General features: G+C 42.5%; 19 protein-coding genes. 10 read left to right on the plus strand and 9 right to left on the minus strand.

The genetic code is table 11. From position 1 onward, the window contains the following. Window positions 1–5: 5 nt before the first annotated feature. Genes E2K74_RS09445 through E2K74_RS09460 form a run of 4 tightly spaced genes read left to right on the plus strand, consistent with a single transcriptional unit; the run spans window position 6 to window position 3,163 of the window. Complete coding sequence (locus E2K74_RS09445; RefSeq protein WP_151205074.1) at window positions 6–770, plus strand: glycosyltransferase family 25 protein; 765 nt, start codon at window positions 6–8, stop codon at window positions 768–770. Window positions 771–781: 11 nt separating this feature from the next. Beyond that, window positions 782–1,552: a glycosyltransferase family 25 protein gene (locus E2K74_RS09450; protein WP_151207280.1), complete on the plus strand. Its 771-nt coding sequence runs from the start codon at window positions 782–784 to the stop codon at window positions 1,550–1,552. Between the two features lie 22 nt (window positions 1,553–1,574). Next, the gene (locus E2K74_RS09455; protein WP_151205072.1) at window positions 1,575–2,339 is read left to right on the plus strand and encodes a glycosyltransferase family 25 protein; all 765 of its coding nucleotides are present in this window, start codon (window positions 1,575–1,577) and stop codon (window positions 2,337–2,339) included. A 47-nt stretch (window positions 2,340–2,386) separates the two neighbouring features. Next, window positions 2,387–3,163, plus strand: a complete 777-nt coding sequence (locus E2K74_RS09460) for a glycosyltransferase family 25 protein (protein WP_151205071.1) — start codon at window positions 2,387–2,389, stop codon at window positions 3,161–3,163. A gap of 22 nt (window positions 3,164–3,185) precedes the next feature. Here the strand turns inward: E2K74_RS09460 and E2K74_RS09465 are convergent, their stop codons facing one another. The 5 genes from E2K74_RS09465 to E2K74_RS09485 form a co-directional block, all read right to left on the minus strand. Next, window positions 3,186–4,124 carry a polysaccharide pyruvyl transferase family protein gene (locus E2K74_RS09465; RefSeq protein WP_151205070.1) on the minus strand — a complete coding sequence of 313 codons (939 nt, stop codon included), beginning with the start codon at window positions 4,122–4,124 and terminating at the stop codon, window positions 3,186–3,188. Window positions 4,125–4,550: 426 nt separating this feature from the next. Continuing rightward, window positions 4,551–5,417, minus strand: coding sequence for a lysophospholipid acyltransferase family protein (locus E2K74_RS09470; protein ID WP_151205069.1), 867 nt, complete (start codon window positions 5,415–5,417; stop codon window positions 4,551–4,553). 18 nt (window positions 5,418–5,435) lie between these two features. After that, entirely contained in the window at window positions 5,436–5,657 is a 222-nt protein-coding gene (locus E2K74_RS09475) for a hypothetical protein (protein ID WP_151205068.1), read from the minus strand. A gap of 113 nt (window positions 5,658–5,770) precedes the next feature. Continuing rightward, entirely contained in the window at window positions 5,771–7,555 is a 1,785-nt protein-coding gene (gene aspS / locus E2K74_RS09480; RefSeq protein WP_151205067.1) for an aspartate--tRNA ligase, read from the minus strand. Between the two features lie 171 nt (window positions 7,556–7,726). Continuing rightward, complete coding sequence (locus tag E2K74_RS09485) at window positions 7,727–8,491, minus strand: DUF4184 family protein (RefSeq protein ID WP_151205066.1); 765 nt, start codon at window positions 8,489–8,491, stop codon at window positions 7,727–7,729. Between the two features lie 142 nt (window positions 8,492–8,633). Between E2K74_RS09485 and znuD the strand changes: the two genes are divergently transcribed. Both znuD and E2K74_RS09495 read left to right on the plus strand, forming a co-directional pair. Then, window positions 8,634–10,715 (plus strand): zinc piracy TonB-dependent receptor ZnuD, encoded by a 2,082-nt coding sequence (gene znuD, locus E2K74_RS09490; RefSeq protein ID WP_151207282.1) that lies wholly within the window; start codon window positions 8,634–8,636, stop codon window positions 10,713–10,715. A gap of 106 nt (window positions 10,716–10,821) precedes the next feature. After that, on the plus strand, window positions 10,822–12,285 hold the full coding sequence (locus E2K74_RS09495; RefSeq protein WP_151204228.1) for a phospholipase D family protein: 1,464 nt from the start codon (window positions 10,822–10,824) through the stop codon (window positions 12,283–12,285). Window positions 12,286–12,334: 49 nt separating this feature from the next. Here the strand turns inward: E2K74_RS09495 and E2K74_RS09500 are convergent, their stop codons facing one another. Further along, complete coding sequence (locus E2K74_RS09500; RefSeq protein ID WP_151204227.1) at window positions 12,335–12,787, minus strand: hypothetical protein; 453 nt, start codon at window positions 12,785–12,787, stop codon at window positions 12,335–12,337. A gap of 189 nt (window positions 12,788–12,976) precedes the next feature. Here E2K74_RS09500 and E2K74_RS09505 point away from each other — a divergent pair, with 189 nt between their 5' ends. Beyond that, entirely contained in the window at window positions 12,977–13,420 is a 444-nt protein-coding gene (locus E2K74_RS09505; RefSeq protein WP_151204226.1) for an RcnB family protein, read from the plus strand. 347 nt (window positions 13,421–13,767) lie between these two features. Further along, entirely contained in the window at window positions 13,768–13,974 is a 207-nt protein-coding gene (locus tag E2K74_RS09510) for a hypothetical protein (RefSeq protein WP_151204225.1), read from the plus strand. 45 nt (window positions 13,975–14,019) lie between these two features. On the opposite strand, the gene E2K74_RS09515 is transcribed toward E2K74_RS09510, so the two are convergent. The 3 genes from E2K74_RS09515 to E2K74_RS09525 form a co-directional block, all read right to left on the minus strand. Next, a complete protein-coding gene (locus E2K74_RS09515) occupies window positions 14,020–15,801 on the minus strand; it encodes an acyl-CoA dehydrogenase C-terminal domain-containing protein (protein ID WP_151204224.1) in 1,782 nt (593 codons plus the stop codon). A 184-nt stretch (window positions 15,802–15,985) separates the two neighbouring features. Further along, window positions 15,986–17,788: an acyl-CoA dehydrogenase C-terminal domain-containing protein gene (locus tag E2K74_RS09520; protein WP_151204223.1), complete on the minus strand. Its 1,803-nt coding sequence runs from the start codon at window positions 17,786–17,788 to the stop codon at window positions 15,986–15,988. Window positions 17,789–18,080: 292 nt separating this feature from the next. Then, complete coding sequence (locus E2K74_RS09525) at window positions 18,081–18,713, minus strand: hypothetical protein (RefSeq protein ID WP_151204222.1); 633 nt, start codon at window positions 18,711–18,713, stop codon at window positions 18,081–18,083. A gap of 137 nt (window positions 18,714–18,850) precedes the next feature. Here E2K74_RS09525 and baeS point away from each other — a divergent pair, with 137 nt between their 5' ends. Both baeS and E2K74_RS09535 read left to right on the plus strand, forming a co-directional pair. After that, window positions 18,851–20,509, plus strand: coding sequence for a sensor histidine kinase efflux regulator BaeS (gene baeS, locus E2K74_RS09530; protein ID WP_151204221.1), 1,659 nt, complete (start codon window positions 18,851–18,853; stop codon window positions 20,507–20,509). Between the two features lie 13 nt (window positions 20,510–20,522). Next, window positions 20,523–21,209 carry a response regulator gene (locus tag E2K74_RS09535; RefSeq protein WP_151204220.1) on the plus strand — a complete coding sequence of 229 codons (687 nt, stop codon included), beginning with the start codon at window positions 20,523–20,525 and terminating at the stop codon, window positions 21,207–21,209. The last annotated feature ends 44 nt before the right edge of the window (window positions 21,210–21,253 follow it).

The raw sequence follows: 21,253 nt of genomic DNA on the forward strand, positions 1-21,253 counted from the left end.
TCATGATGAAAGTTGTTACATATCTCATTAATTTGGACGGAAGTCATGAACGACTAGCGCGAGCAACACAGCAGCTGAATCAAGTCCATTGGCCTTTTGAACGTTTTTCTGCAGTCGATGGGCGTGGAAAAGCTTTAACTGAGTTCGAAAACTACGATGCTCAGGGAGCAAATCAGACCCTTGGACGTAGTCTGATGAACTCAGAGTTGGGGTGTTATCTAAGTCATTATGGTTGTGCAGAGAAATTTTTAAGTACAGATGCGGACTATCTGGTGGTCCTAGAGGACGATATGAAGATCGATCCAGACTTTAAAGATAAGCTTGATGGTACGATTGAATATCTGGATCAACATAAAGAGCTGGATTGGTATTTGATTAATATTGCAGCCAAAAAGAAAAAATTGAGCAAAGATATTACAGAGATTGATGGCATGAGTTTGTGGCATGCATTTTATTTTCCTATTCGTGGTCTAGGTTTAGTCTGGTCACGTAAAGGCGCCGAGGCGTTTATGCAGGCCGGAAAAACCATGACTATGCCTGTTGATATATTCTTTCAAACCTGGCTTAGTAAAAATGGGAAAGGTTTAGGGGTATGGCCCGCTTTGGTTAGACCCGCAGGATTAGACAGTGATATTTTAGGGACTGTTGCAGCGCAAGGTATTTCTCGTAAAGAAAAAGAAGGGCGTGGACTTTCTCACGGTATCAAAAAACAAAAACGGATGTGGCGTGATCGTTGTTATGCACTGAAACATTTAGTGTCAGTGAAGTAAATGTAAGTTGTATGAAAAATATTGTAATTAGTTTAAAAAGTGCCACTGCTCGCCGTGAGCACATTGTGCAAGAGTTTGGTAAACAGAATATTGAATTTGAGTTTTTTGATGCACTAACACCTGATCTGGCTCGTCCTTTAGCTGAAAAAATGCAACTCAATATTCAGAATGAATTTTTAAGCCCGGGTGAATTAGCTTGCTTTATGAGCCATGTGTCGATTTGGCAAAAAATGGTAGATGAGCAAATTCCTTATATGGCTATCTTTGAAGATGATGTGTACTTAGGTGAGGCTGCTGCTGAATTATTAAACAACTCAGCCTGGATCAGTCCAAAGTGGGATATTATTAAGACTGAAGCCTTTGCAAATCAGGTCTTTCTAGGCAAAACCAAGTCAGAAATAGCACATGGGATGCGTCATATTGTTCAACTCACGGGGAAGAATTTAGGGACTGCAGGTTATATTTTGAGTCTTAAGGGTGCTCAAAAATACTTGCAGTATGTTGGACAGATTCAATTGATCCCGCTAGACCAAGTGATGTTCAATGAATTTATACGGCATCAATTTCATTCTGTGTATCAAATGACCCCCGCTTTATGTATACAAGAAATGATACTTTTTCCTGAAAAGAAAACGATTCTTTCTAGTGATTTGCTTGCTGAGCGGAAAGCCCGGATGAAAAAGCAAAAGAAAAAAGGTTGGGCAAAAGTTCAATTAGAAATTGGGCGTGTGCTAAAGCAAGTAAAGTGTATTTTAGTAGGGAAGAGCGTTGGTTTTAAATAATTGCAAAGAAAGATTACTTGTTATGAATACTTATGTTATTAGCCTTAAGTTCGCAGCAGATAGAAGAGCTCACATTTTGAATCAATTTAATTCAAAAAGTATACCTTTTAATTTTTTTGAAGCTATTGAACCGCCTCTGAATAAAAAGTTATTAGAAAAGTTTAAGTTAGATACTAAACCAAATAAACTTACTGAAAATGAGACGGCTTGTTTTTTAAGTCATTTTTCTTTATGGAATAAAGTAATAGAAGAAAATTTAAACTATATAGTGATATTCGAAGATGATATCTACTTAAGTGATGAAGCTAATTATTTTCTCAGTATGGAATGGCCTATAAAAAAAGATATCATAAAAATTGAAAAAGTATATAAGAATATTTTTCTAAAAAAAAATAAGAAAATTAATATAAGTGGTTCTAAATATACCTTAGGTATTTTGCTTAAAGGACATTTAGGTGCAGGTGGATATGTGCTTTCGAATAAAGCAGCTAAAGATTTAATAGCATATGTAGAAAACTTGGATGAATTAGATCATATTGATCAAATATTATTTAATCATTATTTAAAATCGGGAAATCTTCCAGTGTATCAATTAAATCCTGTAATTTGTATACAAGATTGTATTTTGAATAAAAATAATCAAAAATTTGATTCTAATTTACAGTGGAGAAATAAAGAGAAAATAAGTTATTCTCTCTTTCAAAAAATAATTAGAGAAATTAAACGATTATTCAAACAGTTAATATTATATCCTTATAAAAAAGAAATTTTTTTTAAAAAGATATAATTAATTATTTCTTTTGATTCTGGTATAAGTTTTAGGATTGGTGAAACGTGAATTATGTAATTAGTTTATCCTCAGCTTTGGAAAGAAGAGAGCATATTTTTGAAGAATTTAGTAAACAGTCGATTGATTTTGAATTTTTTAATGCTGTTGAACCTGATCAACTAGATTTTTTGGAAAATAAGTATGGAATTTCATTAAAAGACAGCGGTCTTACAGCAGGTGAAAAGGCTTGTTTTTTTAGTCATATGGAACTATGGAATATGGCGGTTGAGAAAAATATGCCCTATATTACTATATTCGAAGATGATATTCTTTTAGGTGAGAACGTAAAAGGCTTTCTTGATGAAATTAATTGGCTACCAAAAGATATCGATATAGTTAAACTTGAATTTTTTTCCGATCGTATATTGATGGAGCTTAATCGAAAAAAAATAAATAAATACCAACACCATAGGAATCTTAGAGCACTGAAAGAAAAACATTTAGGTACAGCAGGTTATATTTTGTCTTATAAAGGTGCATTATCTTATTTGAATTATATCAAAAATAATCTTGTTTCTATGCCCTTAGATCATATTATGTTTGAAAGTTATTTGAGTGATGGGGTATATAAAGTCTATCAAATGACTCCGGCATTATGTATTCAGGCAGATAGATATGGAGTGGCTGGATTGGAAAGTCAGTTAGAGTATGAGCGTACTATTAATAGGGATAATCTTAAGAGAGATAAAGTTAAATTAAATTTTATAAGTAAAGTTAAGAGGGAAGTTTCAAGACTTATTTATCAAATATTATTAAGCTTTTGTAAGATAAGGTTTAAGTAATAGCTTAAACCTTGTTTCATAGTTAATAGAGTTTATGCTTATTACTTGAAATAGTCCATTCATTGTAGTAAAGACTATTTTTTTTATAATGATTGTCGATAATTTTAGATGGAATATTGAGTAAATCAGCTAAAATATGTGCATGAAGTCTAGAAGTAATAATTTCATCATATTGTAAAAAATATTCACATGATCTTTTAATTAATTCCAAGCTTTTCCTTTCCCAAAGATTGTAAATGTTTCTATCTAATGTTGATATTTCTAAAAAATCAAAATATTTAATTCTTTTCTTTATGTTTTTTTGCACTTTAATATCATGTTGAGTAATTAAGTCATCCCAGTCAATACTCTGAATATTTTGAGTATTGATTAATTCTTTTTGTAAATCAGTGCTCTCTTTGTCTTTTCTAAGGAAAAATAATTTTTTATTTTTTATTTTTGTTAATTTCGGCAGTTCATCATAGAGATAATGAGCCATATCTGGCATGAGTAAAGATTTTTCAGAAAATTTTAATAAAATATTTAAGCTTACAGTATCTCTGGCGAGTAAATATAAATTTTTATGTTGGCTGAATATCTCTTTACTTTTATCTAAGTTCTCATTTTTTTCGAAATGAACAGATTGAGGTAACATAATAATTCTGTTGTTGGGAAAGTTTTTAATTACTGCCTCTCTTAAGCTTTGGTGTTCAGTATATAAGTCCCCAAAATTCCCTCCTCCTTGTAAAAATATTGTAGTTTTATTATTAATGACTTTTCTTAATTTTGATATAGAAAAGTTTTCTTTGCATAAATACTTTTTAATATTAATGTTATTTTCTTTAAAAAATTGAATTGTTCCATGCATGATTAAAAGATCACCTATATTAAAATATAAGGGATAATCTAAAAAAATAGCATTATCTTTCTCTATAATTAAATCATTAATTTTATTTAAATATAATTTCAAATCATTTGACATTTTTAAACCGAAATTTGATAAAGATTATTAAGAAGTTGCATTTATTTGAAATTACATGATAAATGCTTATTTGTGTGATGTAAGTTTTAAAGAAACGGTATTTAATATTTCTTCAAATCTTTCTGTAATACCATATAAATTAATCCTGCAAAAACCGCTAATGCGCCAATGATACTAATTCAAAAAAAGTAGGTGATACAGTCATTAGTAGTTAGATGGAACAAGTCGTTAGTAGTTTACATATAGCCATGACTTAAAATACAATCAGCATAATGCCAAGGTTACGGATAGTGGGACGAACAATAATGATGGGCAATCTATATCTAAAAAATAACATTTAAATTATGCCACTTTTAGGTTTAAATCTCAATTTATTAGATTTTTCTCTCATAATAAATTTTTTAAAAAAACTTGTAAGATTTTACTTTAAGCTTTGTATGGATTTTGGTTTCCCTCCACCTTCCTAAACCTTTTATACCCCCACAAATACTGTTCTGGAGCGACATTAATCATGCGCTCCATTTCTTTATTCAGCGTATCGACTGAAAGCTGCAAATCTTTGGCATTAATCTCTGCAGATAAAGTCTGCACATGCACCTCAAAACCAGATAAATCTTCACGTCTTAAACAACTGAGTCCAACCACAGAGCATTGCGTTTTAGCTGCCAGTTTAGACAGCAAAGTGGAGGACAAGGCATTTTGTCCAAAGAAAGGCGAGTAAATTCCGCCAGACTCTTTAGGTACATGATCCGGTAAAATTGCAGCAAATCCGCCCTGTTTTAAATGTTTAAATAAGGCGCGAACCCCTGTTTCATCGGTTGGAACCAGAGTCGCATTCAGTCGTTGTCTAGCTTCCAGCATAAAACGATTGATATCTTCATTCTTGCTGGGCTTGTACATAATGACTGGTGAGGTATGTTGGTTCACCCAGACATTCAAAAGTTCCCAAGTACCAAAATGTGGAACCACGGCCAAAGTTCCATTTGGGTTTTTCAGCGCGTCTAAAAAAATATCTTCCCCGTGCACGACCTTGATCTGCTCAAGGGCAAACTCCGGTGCAGAACCCCAAATCTTGATTGATTCAGCATAAGTCATGCACTGACTTTTCAGGCTACGCTGGGTTAAATCAGCGCGTTCAGATTCAGATAGTTCAGGATAAGCAGAGGCCAGATTGATTTCGGTCACCCGACGTGCGGAGGAGTTGCTCAGATAAAGAAGAGAACCCGCCAGCCGAGCTAAATTTTGAATCAATCTGAGGGGGAGTCTTGAGAAATTTTTGAGTAAGAGGTACATGGCATCCAGAGTATTTAATTAAGATTCTTTATCCGGATTACCCTTCAATACCATATAAATCAAGCCGATAAAAATAAACAAAGCGCCAATGATGCTACTTAAGCAGAAATAGACAATACGCTCATTGGTATCTAACTGGAACAGGTTATTTGCAAGGATATAGCGCATAAATAGCCATTGCACCACAGAAAATACAATCAGCATAATACTACGATTACGAACAGCAGGACGCATCGCCATTGCTAAATCACCTAAAAATAGAAACTGAAGCTATTATGCCACTGTTGGGAACTGTTCTCAATGTAATAAAAAAGCCCTGCAATTGCAGGGCTTTTACTTGAAATCGCCAAGAATTATTCTTGAGATTCAGCTTTTGGTTTTTCACGTAAACGAATACCCAGGTCACGCAGTTGAGTTGCTTCAACTGGTGCTGGTGCTTGAGTCAGTGGACATTCAGCCGTTTTGGTTTTCGGGAATGCGATTACATCACGGATTGAAGATGCACCAGTCATCAGCATGACTAAACGATCTAAACCAAATGCCAAACCACCATGTGGAGGTGCACCGAATTTAAGCGCATTTAACAGGAAGCTGAATTTCTCTTCGGCTTCTTCTTCATCAATGCCAAGCGCTTCAAAGATCGCTTTTTGCATTTCTAAAGTATAGATACGCAGTGAACCACCGCCGATTTCAGTACCGTTTAATACCATATCGTAAGCAACAGACAAGGCTTCACCCGGATTGTTCTTCACCTCTTCAACGCTTGATTTTGGCAGTGTGAACGGGTGGTGAACAGAGGTCCATTTGCCATCATCAGTTTCTTCGAACATTGGGAAGTCTACCACCCAAAGCGGTGCCCACTCACAAGTCGCAAGGTTCAAGTCATGACCGATTTTCACACGAAGTGCACCCATCGCATCATTCACGATCTTCGCTTTGTCTGCACCGAAGAATACGATGTCGCCATTTTCAGCGCCCACGCGTTTCAACAGATCCAGCACGATTGGCTCGATGAATTTTACGATCGGTGATTGAAGACCTTCGATGCCTTTTTCAAGTTCGTTGACTTTAATATAAGCCAAACCTCTTGCACCGTAGATGCCGACAAATTTGGTGTATTCGTCAATCGCGCTACGTGGTAAAGCGCCTGCACCCGGTACGCGAAGCGCCACGATACGGCCTTTAGGATCTTTAGCAGGGCCTGCAAATACCTTGAACTCTACATCTTGCATCAGGTCAGCAACATCTACGAGTTTCAAAGGAATACGAAGGTCCGGTTTGTCAGAAGCATAGTCACGCATGGCTTCTGAATATGGCATACGCTGGAACTTGTCGAATTTGACGCCAAGAAGTTCATCGAACATCTTCACAGTCATGCCTTCCATCAAATCCATGATGTCATCGTCACTCATGAACGATGTTTCAATGTCGATCTGGGTAAATTCTGGCTGACGGTCTGCACGCAAGTCTTCGTCACGGAAGCATTTTGCGATCTGGTAGTAACGATCAACACCACCCACCATCAATAACTGTTTGAACAGCTGTGGGGACTGTGGCAGTGCATAGAAGCTACCATTGGATACACGGCTTGGTACTAAATAGTCACGTGCACCTTCAGGGGTGGCACGGGTCAGAATAGGAGTTTCAACGTCTAAGAAACCATGGTCATCCAAATAGTTACGGATCAGGTTGGTTACTTTAGAGCGGAAACGTAAACGGTCTAGCATTTCCGGACGACGGATGTCGAGGAAACGGTATTTTAAACGGATTTCTTCAGAAATATTGGTGTTTTCATCGTTCAGCGGGAAGGGAGGAGTTTCAGACTGAGCCAAAACTTCAATTTCTTTACCCAAAACTTCGATTTGACCGCTCACCATGTTGGCATTTTCAGTACCGGCATAACGGCGACGTACACGGCCTGTAATTTTTAATACGAATTCAGAACGGGCTTTATCTGCTGTTGCAAAGGCTTCAGGTGTATCTGGGTCGATAACCACTTGAACCAGACCGTCACGGTCACGCATGTCCAGGAAAATCACACCACCGTGGTCACGGCGACGATGTATCCAGCCACATAAGGTTACAGTTTGGTCGATTTGAGCTTCGGTTAAAGAACCGCAGTAATGAGTTCGCATCATAGCGTTAAAAATCCAACTATATGGGTTAAGGAAGCGTATACGTAAACAGCGTACCGCCTTAAGCAAAGCTAGGATTATGCCTCTTTGGACATATAGTCACAAGAACTTGGGACAAAAACAGTCGCATTTTAAAGTGAATAAGCGGGAATAAACAAAAAGCAGGGACGTTCATCAGCCCATGCGCCGGTTTCGGTCCAGCAATAAAAATAGCAAGCAACCCAGACTAAAAACAATTAAAAAACCTTGGCTAAATTCATTGATGGATCGGCCGCTAAAATAGTACAGATCAGCTTGCCAGACTTCTGCGGGGATATAACGCATATAATCCCAGACCGAGAGTCCCCCGGTCATGATGGACAGGCCAAGCAACCCAGAGCCCGCTATTTTAATCGGCGTACTGACCGCCAGATATTGCCGATGGGTCTGATAATAATGCAAGCTCATCCACAGCAGAAATGGCAGTGCTAAAAACGAAGTACCAATTTGCAGGAGGCGATGCAGAGGATAACTGTGTCCAAAAACGAGTAATTTCTGATTTAAAAAGTCATGAAAAGCAAAAGTACGAAAATCGACATGGGTCAGACCATCCCAGATCAGATGAGTGGCTGTTCCCACAATCAGGGCCAGACACATGCCGACAAAAAACTTAAATACTGTAAAAAAATCGTGCATTTTCAGTTCATGCTGAATGCCAGTCAGGCGGTAAATCACGGGTCGATAAATGAAATACCACAGCGCACAGAAGCCCAAGCCAATCCATAAGTTATGATAGATCAGCGAGGACCATAAATGTGTGGTGCTGGAACTGTCCTGACTAAAGAGACGATATAAATCCGGCACCATACAGCCAATTGCCAGGGCAGCGACAGGAAACCGGTTTCTGGTCAGGTAGGAAATGGGTGGAGCAAGTACTGCATGAGATAAGGTAAAGGGCATAAATTGAAATACAGACTAAAATTTTTAAACATCATGAAGTGCCATAGTAATAAATTTAGCGGCTATTTATCGTAAAAGATTGCAAATCAATTGGTATGTTATAATATAACAAAACCAAACATAGCCGATTTGAGCTGGGATCATGTCTTTTCACAAGAATTTAATAACATTGTCAATTTTTTCGGTGCTGACACCGAGTGTATGGGCAGAACAAACATCATCTACGCGAATGCAAACGCTAAAGACTATTCAGGTGATAGCACCTGCCTTGAGCCAGACCGCAGCAGATTTTGCAGGGGTATATCATATTGTGGACCAGAAAGCCTTGTCTGAGCGTGCGACCAGCATTGGAGATGCACTGGCAGATGAGCTCGGCGTATATTCCAACCAGTATGGGAGTGGCGCGAGTCGCCCGGTGATTCGCGGGCAGGATGGGCCACGGGTCAAAGTATTGCAGCACGCTTCCGAAACCGCCGATGTATCTACCTTGTCGCCTGACCATGCTGTGACAGTTGATCCGATTCTGGCCAAGCAGGTTGAGCTGATACGTGGCCCATCTACACTATTATATAGCGCCGGTACGGTCGGTGGTCTGGTCAATGTCAGGGATCAGAAAATTCCCACCCAGCTGCCTGAAAATGGTCTGGAGGGCACCGCGGGCTTGCGTTATAACTCGGGCAGTGATGAAAAGCTGGCCAGTGTCGGAGTCACTGCGGCAGTGGGGGAAAAGTTTGCGTTACGTGTAGAAGGATCTCAACATCAAGCCCATGACTATATTGCTCCGGATTATTTCCATGAGCATGCGGGCGAATTAGAAAAAGAACGTCGGGTTGGCAATACTTTTGCTGAAGGACAAACGGTCAATGTTGGTGGCTCATGGGTTCATGACCGTGGTTTTGTCGGGATGTCTTATAGCAACCGTCAGGATCAATATGGTTTACCGGGACATAGTCATGAATATCATGGCTGTGAAATTCATGGCGATCATTTTCATTGCCCAGCTTCTAAACAGAATGATCATGATCATGCCGCCGGACCATGGGTCGACTTGAACTCTGAGCGTTATGATCTGCGAACTGAACTGGAACAGCCGTTTGCCGGATTTGAAAAATTACGTGCGCATGCCAGTTTTACCGATTATGAACATGATGAGCTGGAAGAAAATGCAGTCATCAGCAATTTTAAAAGCCGGGGGTATGACAGCCGTTTAGAATTACTGCATGTACCTGTGGCAGGTTGGGAAGGGGTGATTGGAGGCCAGTTCTCAAGGCAAGATATTGATTTATCGGCACCCGAGTCACATGGCCATAATGACCAGGCAGATCATAATCATAATGTACTGATGGCAGATACCCGCACCCAAAAATGGAGCGTATTTGCACTTGAGCATAAACAGCTCGGCGATGTACAGCTGGAACTGGGGGCGCGTATAGATCATCAAAAAATCAAAGTTGATTCTGAGCAGAAAGATTATTCGGGCACCGGGCTGTCTGCTTCGGCAGCTGCCCACTGGGAATTTAAACCCCACTATAAGCTCTCTTTAGTGGGTTCACATCAACAGCGTTTGCCGCTGGCTCAGGAGCTGTATGCAGACGGATTGCATTTTGCGACCAATAGCTATGAAGTCGGTCAGCCTGATCTGGAAAAAGAAAGCTCAAATAATCTGGAGCTTGGCCTGTATTATCAAGGGGATCAGCTGGACTATCAGGTGCATATTTATCATAACTGGTTTGATGATTATATTTATGGAGCAACAGTGGCACAGCAGGGGAATTTAAAAGGAATTCAGTATACTCAGGCTAAAGCCAGATTTTATGGAACAGAAGCACAAGCGGGTTATCAGATCAATGAACGCTATAAGCTGAGCGTATTTGGTGACTATGTACGTGGCAAGATTGAAGCTGAAGATGCGCCACGTGTACCAGCAGGTCGGCTAGGCACCCAAGTGGAAGCCGATTTTGCTGATGGCTGGTCAGGTCTGGCTGAATATTATCATGTGTTTGATCAGAATAAGGTGGCGAGCGATGAAGATGAAACACCGGGCTACAATATGCTTAATCTGGGGTTAAGTTATCACCATACACTTGCCAATCAGAATGCCTATCGCGTGTATTTTAAAGCCAATAATCTGCTGGATGATCACGTCTATTCCCATAGTTCATTTCTGTCCAATCTTCCTCAGGTTGGACGTAACTTTAGCGTCGGCGTTCAGTACGATTTCTAGCAGTATTGATAAAATGAGAGTTCAAATCAAAGAGCTGTCACTGAAATCCACTTGAAAAATCATCCGATTAAACCTAGCCTGAGCAGATTAGGTTAGGTTCTTTCTTATGCGTATCTTTCAGCGAATTCACAATAAACTCAACTGGTCAAATCGCCGTTATGCGGTACTTATTCTGGGTATTATAGCCGTCGGCTATCTGGCATCAGCGATTTATCAAAGCTATAAACCCTTGCCAGCAGGGCTTAACTATACGGGCAAGCTGCGCCATGCTGAAGTGAAGTTTCTGGCGGATCAGACCTATCTGGATGCCCAGGGCAAGCAGCATCTGGATCAGCAGATTTTCAATGAAATGCTGAAGATGATTGAAGAAGCCAAATCTCTGATCGTACTGGATATGTTTCTTTTTAATCAGCAAACTGGCATGTCCAAAGAGCAGCATCAGGCGCTCAGTACCGAGCTGACTCAGGCCCTGGTGAATAAGCGGCTATTACATCCTGAAGTCGAAATCAGGTTTATTACCGATCCGATTAATACGGTCTATGGCGGCGTGTCGGCTGACCACTACCGTCAGCTGCGCCAGCAGGGAGTCGATGTCATTGAAACGGATCTGACTCCGTTAAGGGCTTCAAATCCAAGCTGGTCAGGCTTCTGGTACTTATGTTGCCAGGGGGTCGGCAATAATCCGGACAAAGGCTGGTTGCCGAATCCGTTTGGAACAGAAAAAATTACCCTGCGCAGTTATTTTGACCTGTTTAATTTTAAGGCCAATCATCGTAAAACCCTGGTGGTAGATACAGATCAGGGCTGGAAAGCTTTAGTCACTTCGATGAATCCGCATGATGGCAGTTCAAAACATTCCAATATCGGCTTGCTGGTTTGGGGGCGGCCTGCGCTGGATATTCTGGCTACCGAGCAAACGGTTGGCATGATGTCAAAAGCCAGCATGCCTGCGGTTATAGCAGGAGAATTTGAAGCTGATAAGACCCAGCCACAGGTGCAGGTGCTGACTGAAAAGGCGATTTATGATGCCGTTTTAAACCAGATTCAGACTGCTAAAGCCGATGATCAGCTTGACCTGGCAATGTTCTATCTGTCTGAGCGCAAGATCATTAAGAGTTTGATCGCTGCTCATGAGCGCGGGGTCAAATTGCGTGTATTGCTGGATCCCAACAAAGATGCTTTTGGCCGTGAAAAAAATGGCATTCCCAACCGTCAGGTGGCTTCGGAACTGCATAAGGCAGGAATCAATGTACGCTGGTGCAATACACAAGGTGAGCAATGTCATAGCAAGATTTTAATCAAATCCAATATCCAGCAGGCTGAAATGATTTTGGGTTCTGCCAATTTCACCGCGCGTAATCTGAAAAACTATAATCTGGAAACCAATATACGTGTGCTGGGACAAAAAGACGCAGCAGTTTTCCAAGAGGCCCTGCAATACTTTAATACAGCCTGGTTCAATCTGGATGGCCGTCAGGAGAGTGTGGATTATTCGCAATATGCAGATGATTCAGGGTTGAAATACTGGCTGTATCGCTTTATGGAGTGGAGTGGCTGGTCGACATTTTGATGCTTTCTCCTAGCCCTCTCCTGAAAGGGGGAAGGCTAGGAGGAAGAGATTAGTTTTCTGGATTTGGCGGAATCAGCTGATCCAAATCTTTATCTGACATCATATCGAGTTCTTTAATATCAGTTTTAATCTTCCATTGCTCTTCATTCTCTACCGGATTGGGCAAACGTGCTTCAAGCCAGTCACACACCACATCGGGTGGAAAGTCAGCATGATTACACTGGATCACCCATGACAAAAAATCTTTAGCCACACCATTCATATAAGGGGGCGGGGAAACCGGAAGAAACTGGGTCGGCAAGCGCTCGTTTTTGGAAATATAGTTCAGGACATGCCCCAGTTCCTGGACTGTTTGCCATGCCAAAGGATGATCGACATTGATCTGGAATTTAAACCACCAGGCCTGTTGGCCATCCGTGCCATAACTCTCAATCAGTTCTTTTTGAACACTCGGGACTTTACAAAAATATTCATACAAACGATCGAAACTTAAGTCAGACACAGTATTTAACTCGAAACCATTAAAAAATGGATTCTAGCATAACCCAGACACCCCACTGAGAAAAGCTCCAGGTTGAATCGAGGCCAGGCGCGAAGCCTTACAAAAAACTGTAGAAAAATCCGGAATATTCATATTTTCTCCCGATCTTTTGTTTAAAGTGTAAACAAGAGGGTGTCGGGGGGAATGTACATGCAAAAAGTTTTATTTAGCGCTGTATTGGCAGGTCTGTGTTCTGCTATGTCTGGCCTGTCTATTGCCGGAAATGCCTGGACCGGTTATGGCAGCAGTGATCGATATAACAAGCCCTACCATCCTTCGTCACGTCCAGATTATCCGCACCATTCACATAGACCTGTGCCACCGAATGCGCACAATCCGCAACGTCCGCCGCACTGGGGCTATCCGCCAGTCCACAACCAAAGTGGCCTGAACATCCGTTATCAGGCACCGACCACCATCTATCAGAATAATAATAGTTATCGCTGGGTCAATGGCGACCCGAATGTGGCCCGAATTGAAAGCTCCAATTATACCCTGATCACGGATTGGCAGCGTTTGGGACTGCCGGCACCTCCTGCGGGAACTTACTGGATTTATGAAAATGGGCGCTATGTGCTGGTACCCAATCGCTAAGCTGAAATCTCTTTTGATTGAAGAGGAAACTAGAGGGACAAATTAAAAGCTCAGAGTTAAATCGGATATAAAAATTCTTTTTTAAATTTGATCTTGCATCAATAAAATCAAAGCTCGCCTCAGCCGAGGAGCCAACTAGCTGGGAGGCGGGCGTTGATTCGCGTGACTGGGTAATTTCATCTTTCCTTCGATTGGCGTATAGAAAGTAAAGGTGAGGCAGAAAATAGCAAACACAGAGCATGCACAAAATAGAGGAACTGAATAAAAAATTATTTGAACTTTTGCGCTTTTTTTAAACTAAATTGCTATAGTGTAGGAGCGGTATCTTGAATAAATAGGAGAAAAAAGTGCTAGATAAAATTCAAACAAAAATTAGTCAACTTGCAGCAGGTAAAAAACTCATTCTGGGCACAGGCATCAAAGCGGATGAGATGCAGAAGGTGCTGGAATTGTGTGAGTCCCTGGAATCGGATGGGGAAATTAAAATTGTGAGCAAACATCTTAATCGTAAAACTCAGCAGCAGCCAGATACCATTTTAATTCAGAAAGTTTAATCATAAAAAAACGCCTGCAGATGCAGGCGTTTTTTAAGTGCTCTTTTAAGCTTGGGTTGTGAAATAATCTTCAGAGAAATTCATGATGATATCGGCACCGGTTTTTACTTTGGTAATGCGTAATGCCAGTTCCGGCAGAATGCGTTGTGCAAAATAATGTGCCAGTGCAAGTTTATTCTGGTAGAACTCGCCCTGTTTATCTTTGGCGGCATTGGCAATACGGGCAAACATATAAGCGAAGCTCAGCAAGCCAACAGCGTGCAGGTAATCCACAGCAGCGGAGTTAGAAAATTCGGTATTTTCACGCGCAGCTGCTAAAACATAGTGGGTCACAGATTCAACTTCAGTCGCTGCATCCAGTGTGGCATCTTTAATAAAATTAAGATCCGCATCTAAACCATTGGTAAAGTCACGGATTTCCTGAATATACTCTGCAATGAATTCACCGTTACACTTAATGGTTTTACGGCCAATTAAATCTTGAGACTGAACGCCATTGGTGCCCTCATAAATTTGCGCAATACGCAGGTCACGGATACATTGTTCCATGCCCCATTCTCGAATATAGCCATGACCACCGAAGACCATCTGTGCATCGAGCGTGGCCTGGAAAGCAGTATCCGTCAGATATGCTTTTGCGATTGGTGTTAATAGCGCAACACGGTCATTGGCCTTTTTCACAGCTTCCGGATCGGTCGAGAACTTGGTAATGTCCAGCTGTTGACCTACATATACCGCGAATGCACGTGAAGCTTCATTGTTGGCACGTGCATTCAGCAGCATACGGCGTACATCACCATGTACCAGAATACTGTCAGCCGGTTTGCTTGGAGATTGTGCACCAGATGCGCTGCGGCCTTGCAGGCGGTCTGTGGCATATTGGGCCGCATTTTGATAAGCAAATTCAGAAGCGCCCAGACCCTGAATGCCCATGGACAGACGTTCATAGTTCATCATGACGAACATGGCAGCCAGGCCTTCATTTTCTTTGCCGACCAGATAGCCTTTGGCACCGTCAAAGTTCATCACGCAGGTCGCAGACGCTTTAATCCCCATCTTGTGTTCGATTGAACCTGGACCGACCGGATTGCGTTCAGCTAAGGTACCATCTTTATTGACCAGGAATTTTGGCACGATGAACAGAGAAATACCGCGTGAACCTGCAGGTGCATCCGGTGTTTTTGCCAATACGAGGTGGATAATGTTTTCCGCCAGGTCATGGTCACCGCCAGTAATGAAAATTTTGGTCCCAGTAATGTTATAACTGCCATCTTCATTGCGTTCAGCTTTGGTTTTAATAATTCCCAAATCTGTACCTGCATGCGGTTCAGTTAGGCACATGGTGCCTGACCATTCGCCTGAATAAATCTTAGGCAGATAGGTTTCTTTCTGGGCTTGAGAGCCGTAGCTGTTTAAGGCCATACCTGCACCGACAGAAAGCAGCGGATACAGCATGAAAGACGGGTTGGTCGCAAACAGCATTTCATCAGAAAGTACGGTCAGCATTTTCGGCATTTCCTGACCGCCCCATTCAGCATCAGCCCCTAAGCCAATCCAGCCACCTTCTGCATACTGTTTAAAAGCCTCTTTAAAGCCGGCAGGGGTGGTCACATTGCCATTTTCATATTTCGCGCCTTCTTCATCCCCGCTACGGTTCAGTGGCAACATCACGTTTTGCGCAAACTTTGCCATTTCTTCCAGAATGGCTTCAGCGGTTGCTGCATCGACATGGGCAAGATTTTCATTGGCTTGCCAGAATTGTTCTGCATTAAACACATCATTTAAGATGAACTTCATATCAGCAAGCGGCGCGTTATAAATTGGCATAGTGTCACCTGTTTATTTTTCAATTCGGTAGGTTGTTTCTAAAGCTTGAAAGCACAAGTTTTTAGAGAACAATTATTTAAATGTTGATCCTTTATAAAGAAAAAGGACCGCCAAAGCTATGACCGTCCTTTCGCTATTTCTGTACTCATGAGTACAGCTTTTTTAATATCGGCTAGATATTACTTTAAAATGCAAAGTGTTCTGCATCTAAAGCCATCAGTGGCTCTACACCAGTTGCGATCACATCTACATGTGAACGAACGCGTGGCAGAATCTTCTTGAAGTAGAAGCGGGCAGTCGTGATTTTGGCATTGTAGAAATCAACTTCTGTCGTACCAGCAGCCAGAGTTTCCTGCGCAACCAGTGCCATACGTGCCCATAGGTAAGCCAGCGTTACATAACCCGAGAAGTACAGGTAATCGACTGCTGCTGCACCCACTTCTTCAGGGTTTTGCATGGCGCGCATACCGATTTGCATCGTTAAGTCACCCCATTCTTTGTTTAATGCCGCAAGCGGTTCAATAAACTCGGTCAGTGCACTGTTGTCTTTGTTGGCTTCGGTAAATTTGTGGATGATCTTGGTGAAGTCTTTCAACATTGCACCTTGAGTACCCAAAACTTTACGGCCTAACAGGTCAAGTGCCTGAATTTCAGTTGTACCTTCGTACAGGCAGGCAATACGTGTATCACGTACGATCTGCTCCATGCCATGCTCAGAAATAAAGCCGTGACCACCGAAGACCTGTACGCCATGTTTTGCTGCTTCTGAACCGGTTTCAGTCAGGAACGCTTTCGCAATTGGCGTCAGAAGTGACAAGATGTTGTCGGCAAACTTACGGTCAGCTTCTTCAGTGCCGTGTTCAACCACATCAGCATATTGAGCCAGCAGGTAAACCAGCGCACGACCACCTTCAGCAAATGCCTTTTGCGTGAACAGCATGTTACGTACAGCCGGATGTACGATAATTGGATCTGCCTCTTTTTCAGGTGCTTTAGGGCCAGAAAGTGAGCGCATCGCTAGACGGTCTTTTGCATACGCAAGTGCGCCTTGGAAAGAACCTTCAGAAGCCGAAACGCCTTGTATGGCTGTACCGATACGCGCTGTATTCATGAAAGTGAACATGCAGTTCAGACCGCGGTTTTCAGGACCAATCAGGAAGCCTTTGGCATTATCAAAGTTGATCACACAGGTTGCATTGCCATGAATACCCATTTTATGTTCGATGGAACCACAACGTACGCCATTACGATCGCCTATGCTGCCATCCGCATTGAGACTGAATTTCGGTACGATAAACAGCGAGATACCTTTGGTGCCTTTAGGTGCGCCAGGAAGACGAGCCAGTACGATATGGATGATGTTCTCAGCCATGTCATGCTCACCAGCAGAGATAAAGATTTTCTCGCCAGAAATTGCATAGCTACCATCTGCTTGAGGTTCAGCTTTGGTACGGATAATACCTAAATCAGAACCTGCATGAGATTCGGTCAGACACATGGTTCCTGTCCACTCACCTGAAACCAGTTTAGGCAGATAGGTATTCTTTTGTTCGTCTGAACCATGGTGTTCCAGAGTACGGACCGCACCGTGAGACAGGCCAGGGTACATGCCCCATGCCCAGTTCGCTGTACCGACCATTTCAGAAATACTGATACCCAGGGAGTTTGGCAAGCCTTGGCCGCCATATTGTTCTTCGGCAGAAAGAGAAGGGAAGCCTAACTCGATATATTTTTGATACGCTTCTTTAAAACCGGTCGGGGTCGTTACTACACCGTCGTTCCAGCTACAGCCTTCGCGGTCACCCACCTGGTTTAAAGGCGATAATTCATTTTCACAGAAGTCAGCCGCAGCTTCTAAATACTGATCAACCAACTCACGGCTTACGTTGTCCTGGAATGCTGGAAGTTTTGCATAGTGTTCTTCAGCATTTAATAGTTCATGCAATACGAACTGCATATCACGTAAAGGCGCTTTGTATTGTGGCATATCGGTTTCCTCAATACTGGTTTAACCAGCGTTATAATCCTAAATTAAATACAACGTATCTTCATTGACACGTATCGGCATGAGTCTAATCCTGCAACATCTTCCCTCGCGGTACAAGCATTTCAAGGGAATTTCTTGGTGACTGTAAAGTCAAAGATTAGTATATATCAATGATCAAAAGTATTGAGGGTAAAGACTTTTTGTAAGTTTTTATGAGGCAGGAAAGGTCAACGCATAACAATGCCAGCCAATAAAAAAGCACCCGGAGGTGCCTGATTAGTGAATCATGTTTTTATTGAGATGCAGCTGTTGCTACAGGTGCTTTAGGTTGAAAGCGCACCATGCACTGACCATTAATGGTTTGGTCAGCGATTTTAACCTGTACCGCCTTGCCTGGGGCTTGGCCCTGACAGGCCCGAGCAAAAGCAGTCTGTAAAGCCTGGCGTTCTGCCAGATATTGATCATACTGTTTGACCAGTTCGGCACGTTTTGTATCGGTTAATACGTCAGCGCCGTTCATACCGCCACGGAAATTCCCCTGCATCGGGCGGTGTTCACCGCGCATACCACGGAATTCACCACGTTGTTTCATCTCTTTGCGGTCAGCCTTAAAAAAGATATTACACTGGCCTTCAATAGTTTTATCGCCGGCTTTCACTTGTACCGTGCTACCGATGGTCTTACCCTCACAAGCCTGCTGCATCTGTTTGCCCAGCTGCATCCGTTCGGTGCGCATGGCCCGGTAGTGTTCACGCTGCTCAGGAGAAAGCTGATGGGCTTTTTTAGCTGCATGCTGCTCATGATGTTTCATCATGTGTGGATGTTCTTTGCTGTCTGGCACCTGGCTGGTCGATTGACAGGCGCTGAGTAAGCCCATAGACACAATGCTGGCACCGATTAAACCTACTTTTGTCATTGCTTTCATCTCGCTACCCCATTTATTAGAAGCTGATTTTTAGAATGTTTAAAGATTAAATAATAAAGATGAAGAAACAATGGAGGGTTTTTTAATCCCGTGTTCGTTACAATGATGAATACAGAAGAAAAATCGAGATTCTTGCTTTGAAAATTCGTCGTATTCCGATTGCCTTACGCCTGTTTTTAACTGTGCTGTTGACGACGCTGCTCATCACGACGGTGAGTCTGGGCGTATTGCATCTGAATATGCAACGCAACTTCACCCGCTATGTGGCGGATGTGGAAATGCAGAAACTGGATCATGTGATTGAAAACCTTGCAGATGTTTATATGGTTTATCAGGACTGGGGCAATGCCATTCAGGCGCAGATTTTGCAAATTGAAGGGGAAGCAGCGCCAGATGATTATGACCGCTTATCACGCTGGTGGTTACGCCGCCAATATGATATTGCCTTGCAGCAGCGTTATTTTCAGGAACAGACTCTGGCCAGTGTTACGCCGTCCAGTATGGTCGAGCCCAGCTTGGCACCGCGACCCGTCAATCAGGAAGAGTTGCGCATACTGGCCTCAAATATGCCTTCTCAATTTCAGCCCTTTGAAGGTTTGAGATTTCCACTCAGCTCGAATCAAGGCGCGTTCCGAACCGATCATAAAAATAAGGGGGAGCAATCGGCAGGGCGGCCAGCAGGCAAGAAACAGTTCATTCAAATGCCGGACCGTCTGGGGCTCAGTTCGCGTCTGTCTCTTTATGATGCAAAGCGCCGTTTTGTGGTGGGAGAAGCTTCAGATGAGCAGATTTCCTATCGTCCGATTATGGTAAATAAGCAGATTGTGGGTTATTTGGGCTTAAAGCCGGTTTTAGATCAGGATGATGCTTTAAGTATTAATTTCTTTAGTAATCAGAAGCGTTACCTATTTTTAGTTTATGGTTTAAGTATTCTTGCCAGTCTGATTGCAGCGTTGTTGTTGGCGACTTATTTTAAAAAACCGATCCAGCGTTTACTTAATGGTACCCGTGAACTGACCCGAGGTAATTATCAGCATCAGGTCAAAGTAAAACGTAATGATGAACTCGGTGATTTATCCAGTGAATTGAACCAGTTAGCAGTGATTCTGGATCAGCATGAAACATCGCGCCGTCAATGGGTGGCAGATACCTCGCATGAGCTGAAAACACCGCTTGCGGTCTTGCAGGCTCAGATTGAAGCCATGCAGGATGGAATCCGTAAACCAACACCGGAACATTTTGCCTCGATGCTAGGTCAGGTGACGAGCCTGAAAAAGCTGACTCAAGATCTGGCTGCTCTGGCACAGGCTGATTCACAGCAGTTGCAATTTTATTGTGCCACGGTCAATCCTTGGGAAGTGGTACAGCAGGAACTGATGAGCTTCCAGCCAAAATTTGAACAGGCCAAGCTGAGTGTGACTGTCGAAGGCGAGGGGGCAGAACTGGAACTGGATTTGGATCGCTTTAAACAGATTGTGGGCAATCTGCTCAGTAACAGTATTCGCTATACTGAAGCCGGTGGGCAGGTGCATATCCATACGGAGCAGGATGACAGCTCGTGGACTTTATATATTGATGACAGTCCATTTGGTCTGACAGATGAGCAACTGGCCCGGATTGGAGAGCGTTTCTATCGGGTTGATGATTCGCGTACCCGGGCCACTGGCGGAACAGGGCTCGGTCTGGCGCTATCATGTAAAATTACTCAAGCAATGGGCGGCAGCCTTAGCTTTGCACATTCACCGCTGGGTGGTTTGCGCTGCAAGCTCAGCTTTCCTAAACAAATGAAATCTTAAAGGAAATAAATTCATGAAACATATCATGCTGGTTGAAGATGAAATCGAACTTGCACAGCTGGTGCGAGACTATCTGGAAGCTGCTGGTTTTGAGGTCAGTATGTTTCATGATGGACAGGAAGCATATAACAGTTTTATCCAGCGTAAACCCAACCTGATGATTCTGGATCTGATGGTGCCGCGTATGGATGGCCTGACGATTTGTCGTAAGGTGCGTGAGCAATCGGATCTGCCTATTATTATGGTGACCGCGCGGACTGAAGAAATTGACCGGGTACTGGGCCTGAATATGGGCGCAGATGACTATATCTGTAAGCCATTTAGCCCGAAAGAACTCGTGGCGCGTGTACAGGCTGTACTTCGCCGTCTGGACCGTAAGGTGGAGCCGGAAAGTAATGACCTGTTCCGTATGGATAAATCACAGCAGCGTATCTGGTACCAGCAAAAAGCCTTGAATCTGACCCCAACCGAGTTCCGTTTACTGGAACTGTTCCTGGAACATGTCGGTCAGGTCTATTCACGCGCACAGTTGCTGGATCATATTAATCCGGACAGTTTTGATGTCGCAGACCGGGTGATTGACAGCCATATTAAAAACCTGCGCCGTAAAATTTCGGATGCTGCGGAAACCGGTAACCGTCATGAGTGGATTCAGGCGGTGTACGGGGTGGGTTACCGTTTTGAATATCCTGAGGACTAATCTTCAAGCCTGTTAAAGAAAAGCGAATAGACTGGGGGTATTCG

It is taken from the genome of Acinetobacter sp. RF15B, from assembly GCF_007558235.1.
Classification (GTDB): domain Bacteria; phylum Pseudomonadota; class Gammaproteobacteria; order Pseudomonadales; family Moraxellaceae; genus Acinetobacter; species Acinetobacter lwoffii_C.

Bases quoted from the DNA above. Each gene is read 5' to 3' on its own strand.
- E2K74_RS09445 (WP_151205074.1), top strand. From the start codon at position 6: ATGAAAGTTGTTACATATCTCATTAATTTGGACGGAAGTCATGAACGA.
- E2K74_RS09450 (WP_151207280.1), top strand. From the start codon at position 782: ATGAAAAATATTGTAATTAGTTTAAAAAGTGCCACTGCTCGCCGTGAG.
- E2K74_RS09455 (WP_151205072.1), top strand. From the start codon at position 1,575: ATGAATACTTATGTTATTAGCCTTAAGTTCGCAGCAGATAGAAGAGCT.
- E2K74_RS09465 (WP_151205070.1), bottom strand. From the start codon at position 4,124: ATGTCAAATGATTTGAAATTATATTTAAATAAAATTAATGATTTAATT.
- E2K74_RS09470 (WP_151205069.1), bottom strand. From the start codon at position 5,417: ATGTACCTCTTACTCAAAAATTTCTCAAGACTCCCCCTCAGATTGATT.
- E2K74_RS09475 (WP_151205068.1), bottom strand. From the start codon at position 5,657: ATGGCGATGCGTCCTGCTGTTCGTAATCGTAGTATTATGCTGATTGTA.
- aspS (WP_151205067.1), bottom strand. From the start codon at position 7,555: ATGATGCGAACTCATTACTGCGGTTCTTTAACCGAAGCTCAAATCGAC.
- E2K74_RS09485 (WP_151205066.1), bottom strand. From the start codon at position 8,491: ATGCCCTTTACCTTATCTCATGCAGTACTTGCTCCACCCATTTCCTAC.
- znuD (WP_151207282.1), top strand. From the start codon at position 8,634: ATGTCTTTTCACAAGAATTTAATAACATTGTCAATTTTTTCGGTGCTG.
- E2K74_RS09495 (WP_151204228.1), top strand. From the start codon at position 10,822: ATGCGTATCTTTCAGCGAATTCACAATAAACTCAACTGGTCAAATCGC.
- E2K74_RS09505 (WP_151204226.1), top strand. From the start codon at position 12,977: ATGCAAAAAGTTTTATTTAGCGCTGTATTGGCAGGTCTGTGTTCTGCT.
- E2K74_RS09515 (WP_151204224.1), bottom strand. From the start codon at position 15,801: ATGCCAATTTATAACGCGCCGCTTGCTGATATGAAGTTCATCTTAAAT.
- E2K74_RS09520 (WP_151204223.1), bottom strand. From the start codon at position 17,788: ATGCCACAATACAAAGCGCCTTTACGTGATATGCAGTTCGTATTGCAT.
- E2K74_RS09525 (WP_151204222.1), bottom strand. From the start codon at position 18,713: ATGAAAGCAATGACAAAAGTAGGTTTAATCGGTGCCAGCATTGTGTCT.
- E2K74_RS09535 (WP_151204220.1), top strand. From the start codon at position 20,523: ATGAAACATATCATGCTGGTTGAAGATGAAATCGAACTTGCACAGCTG.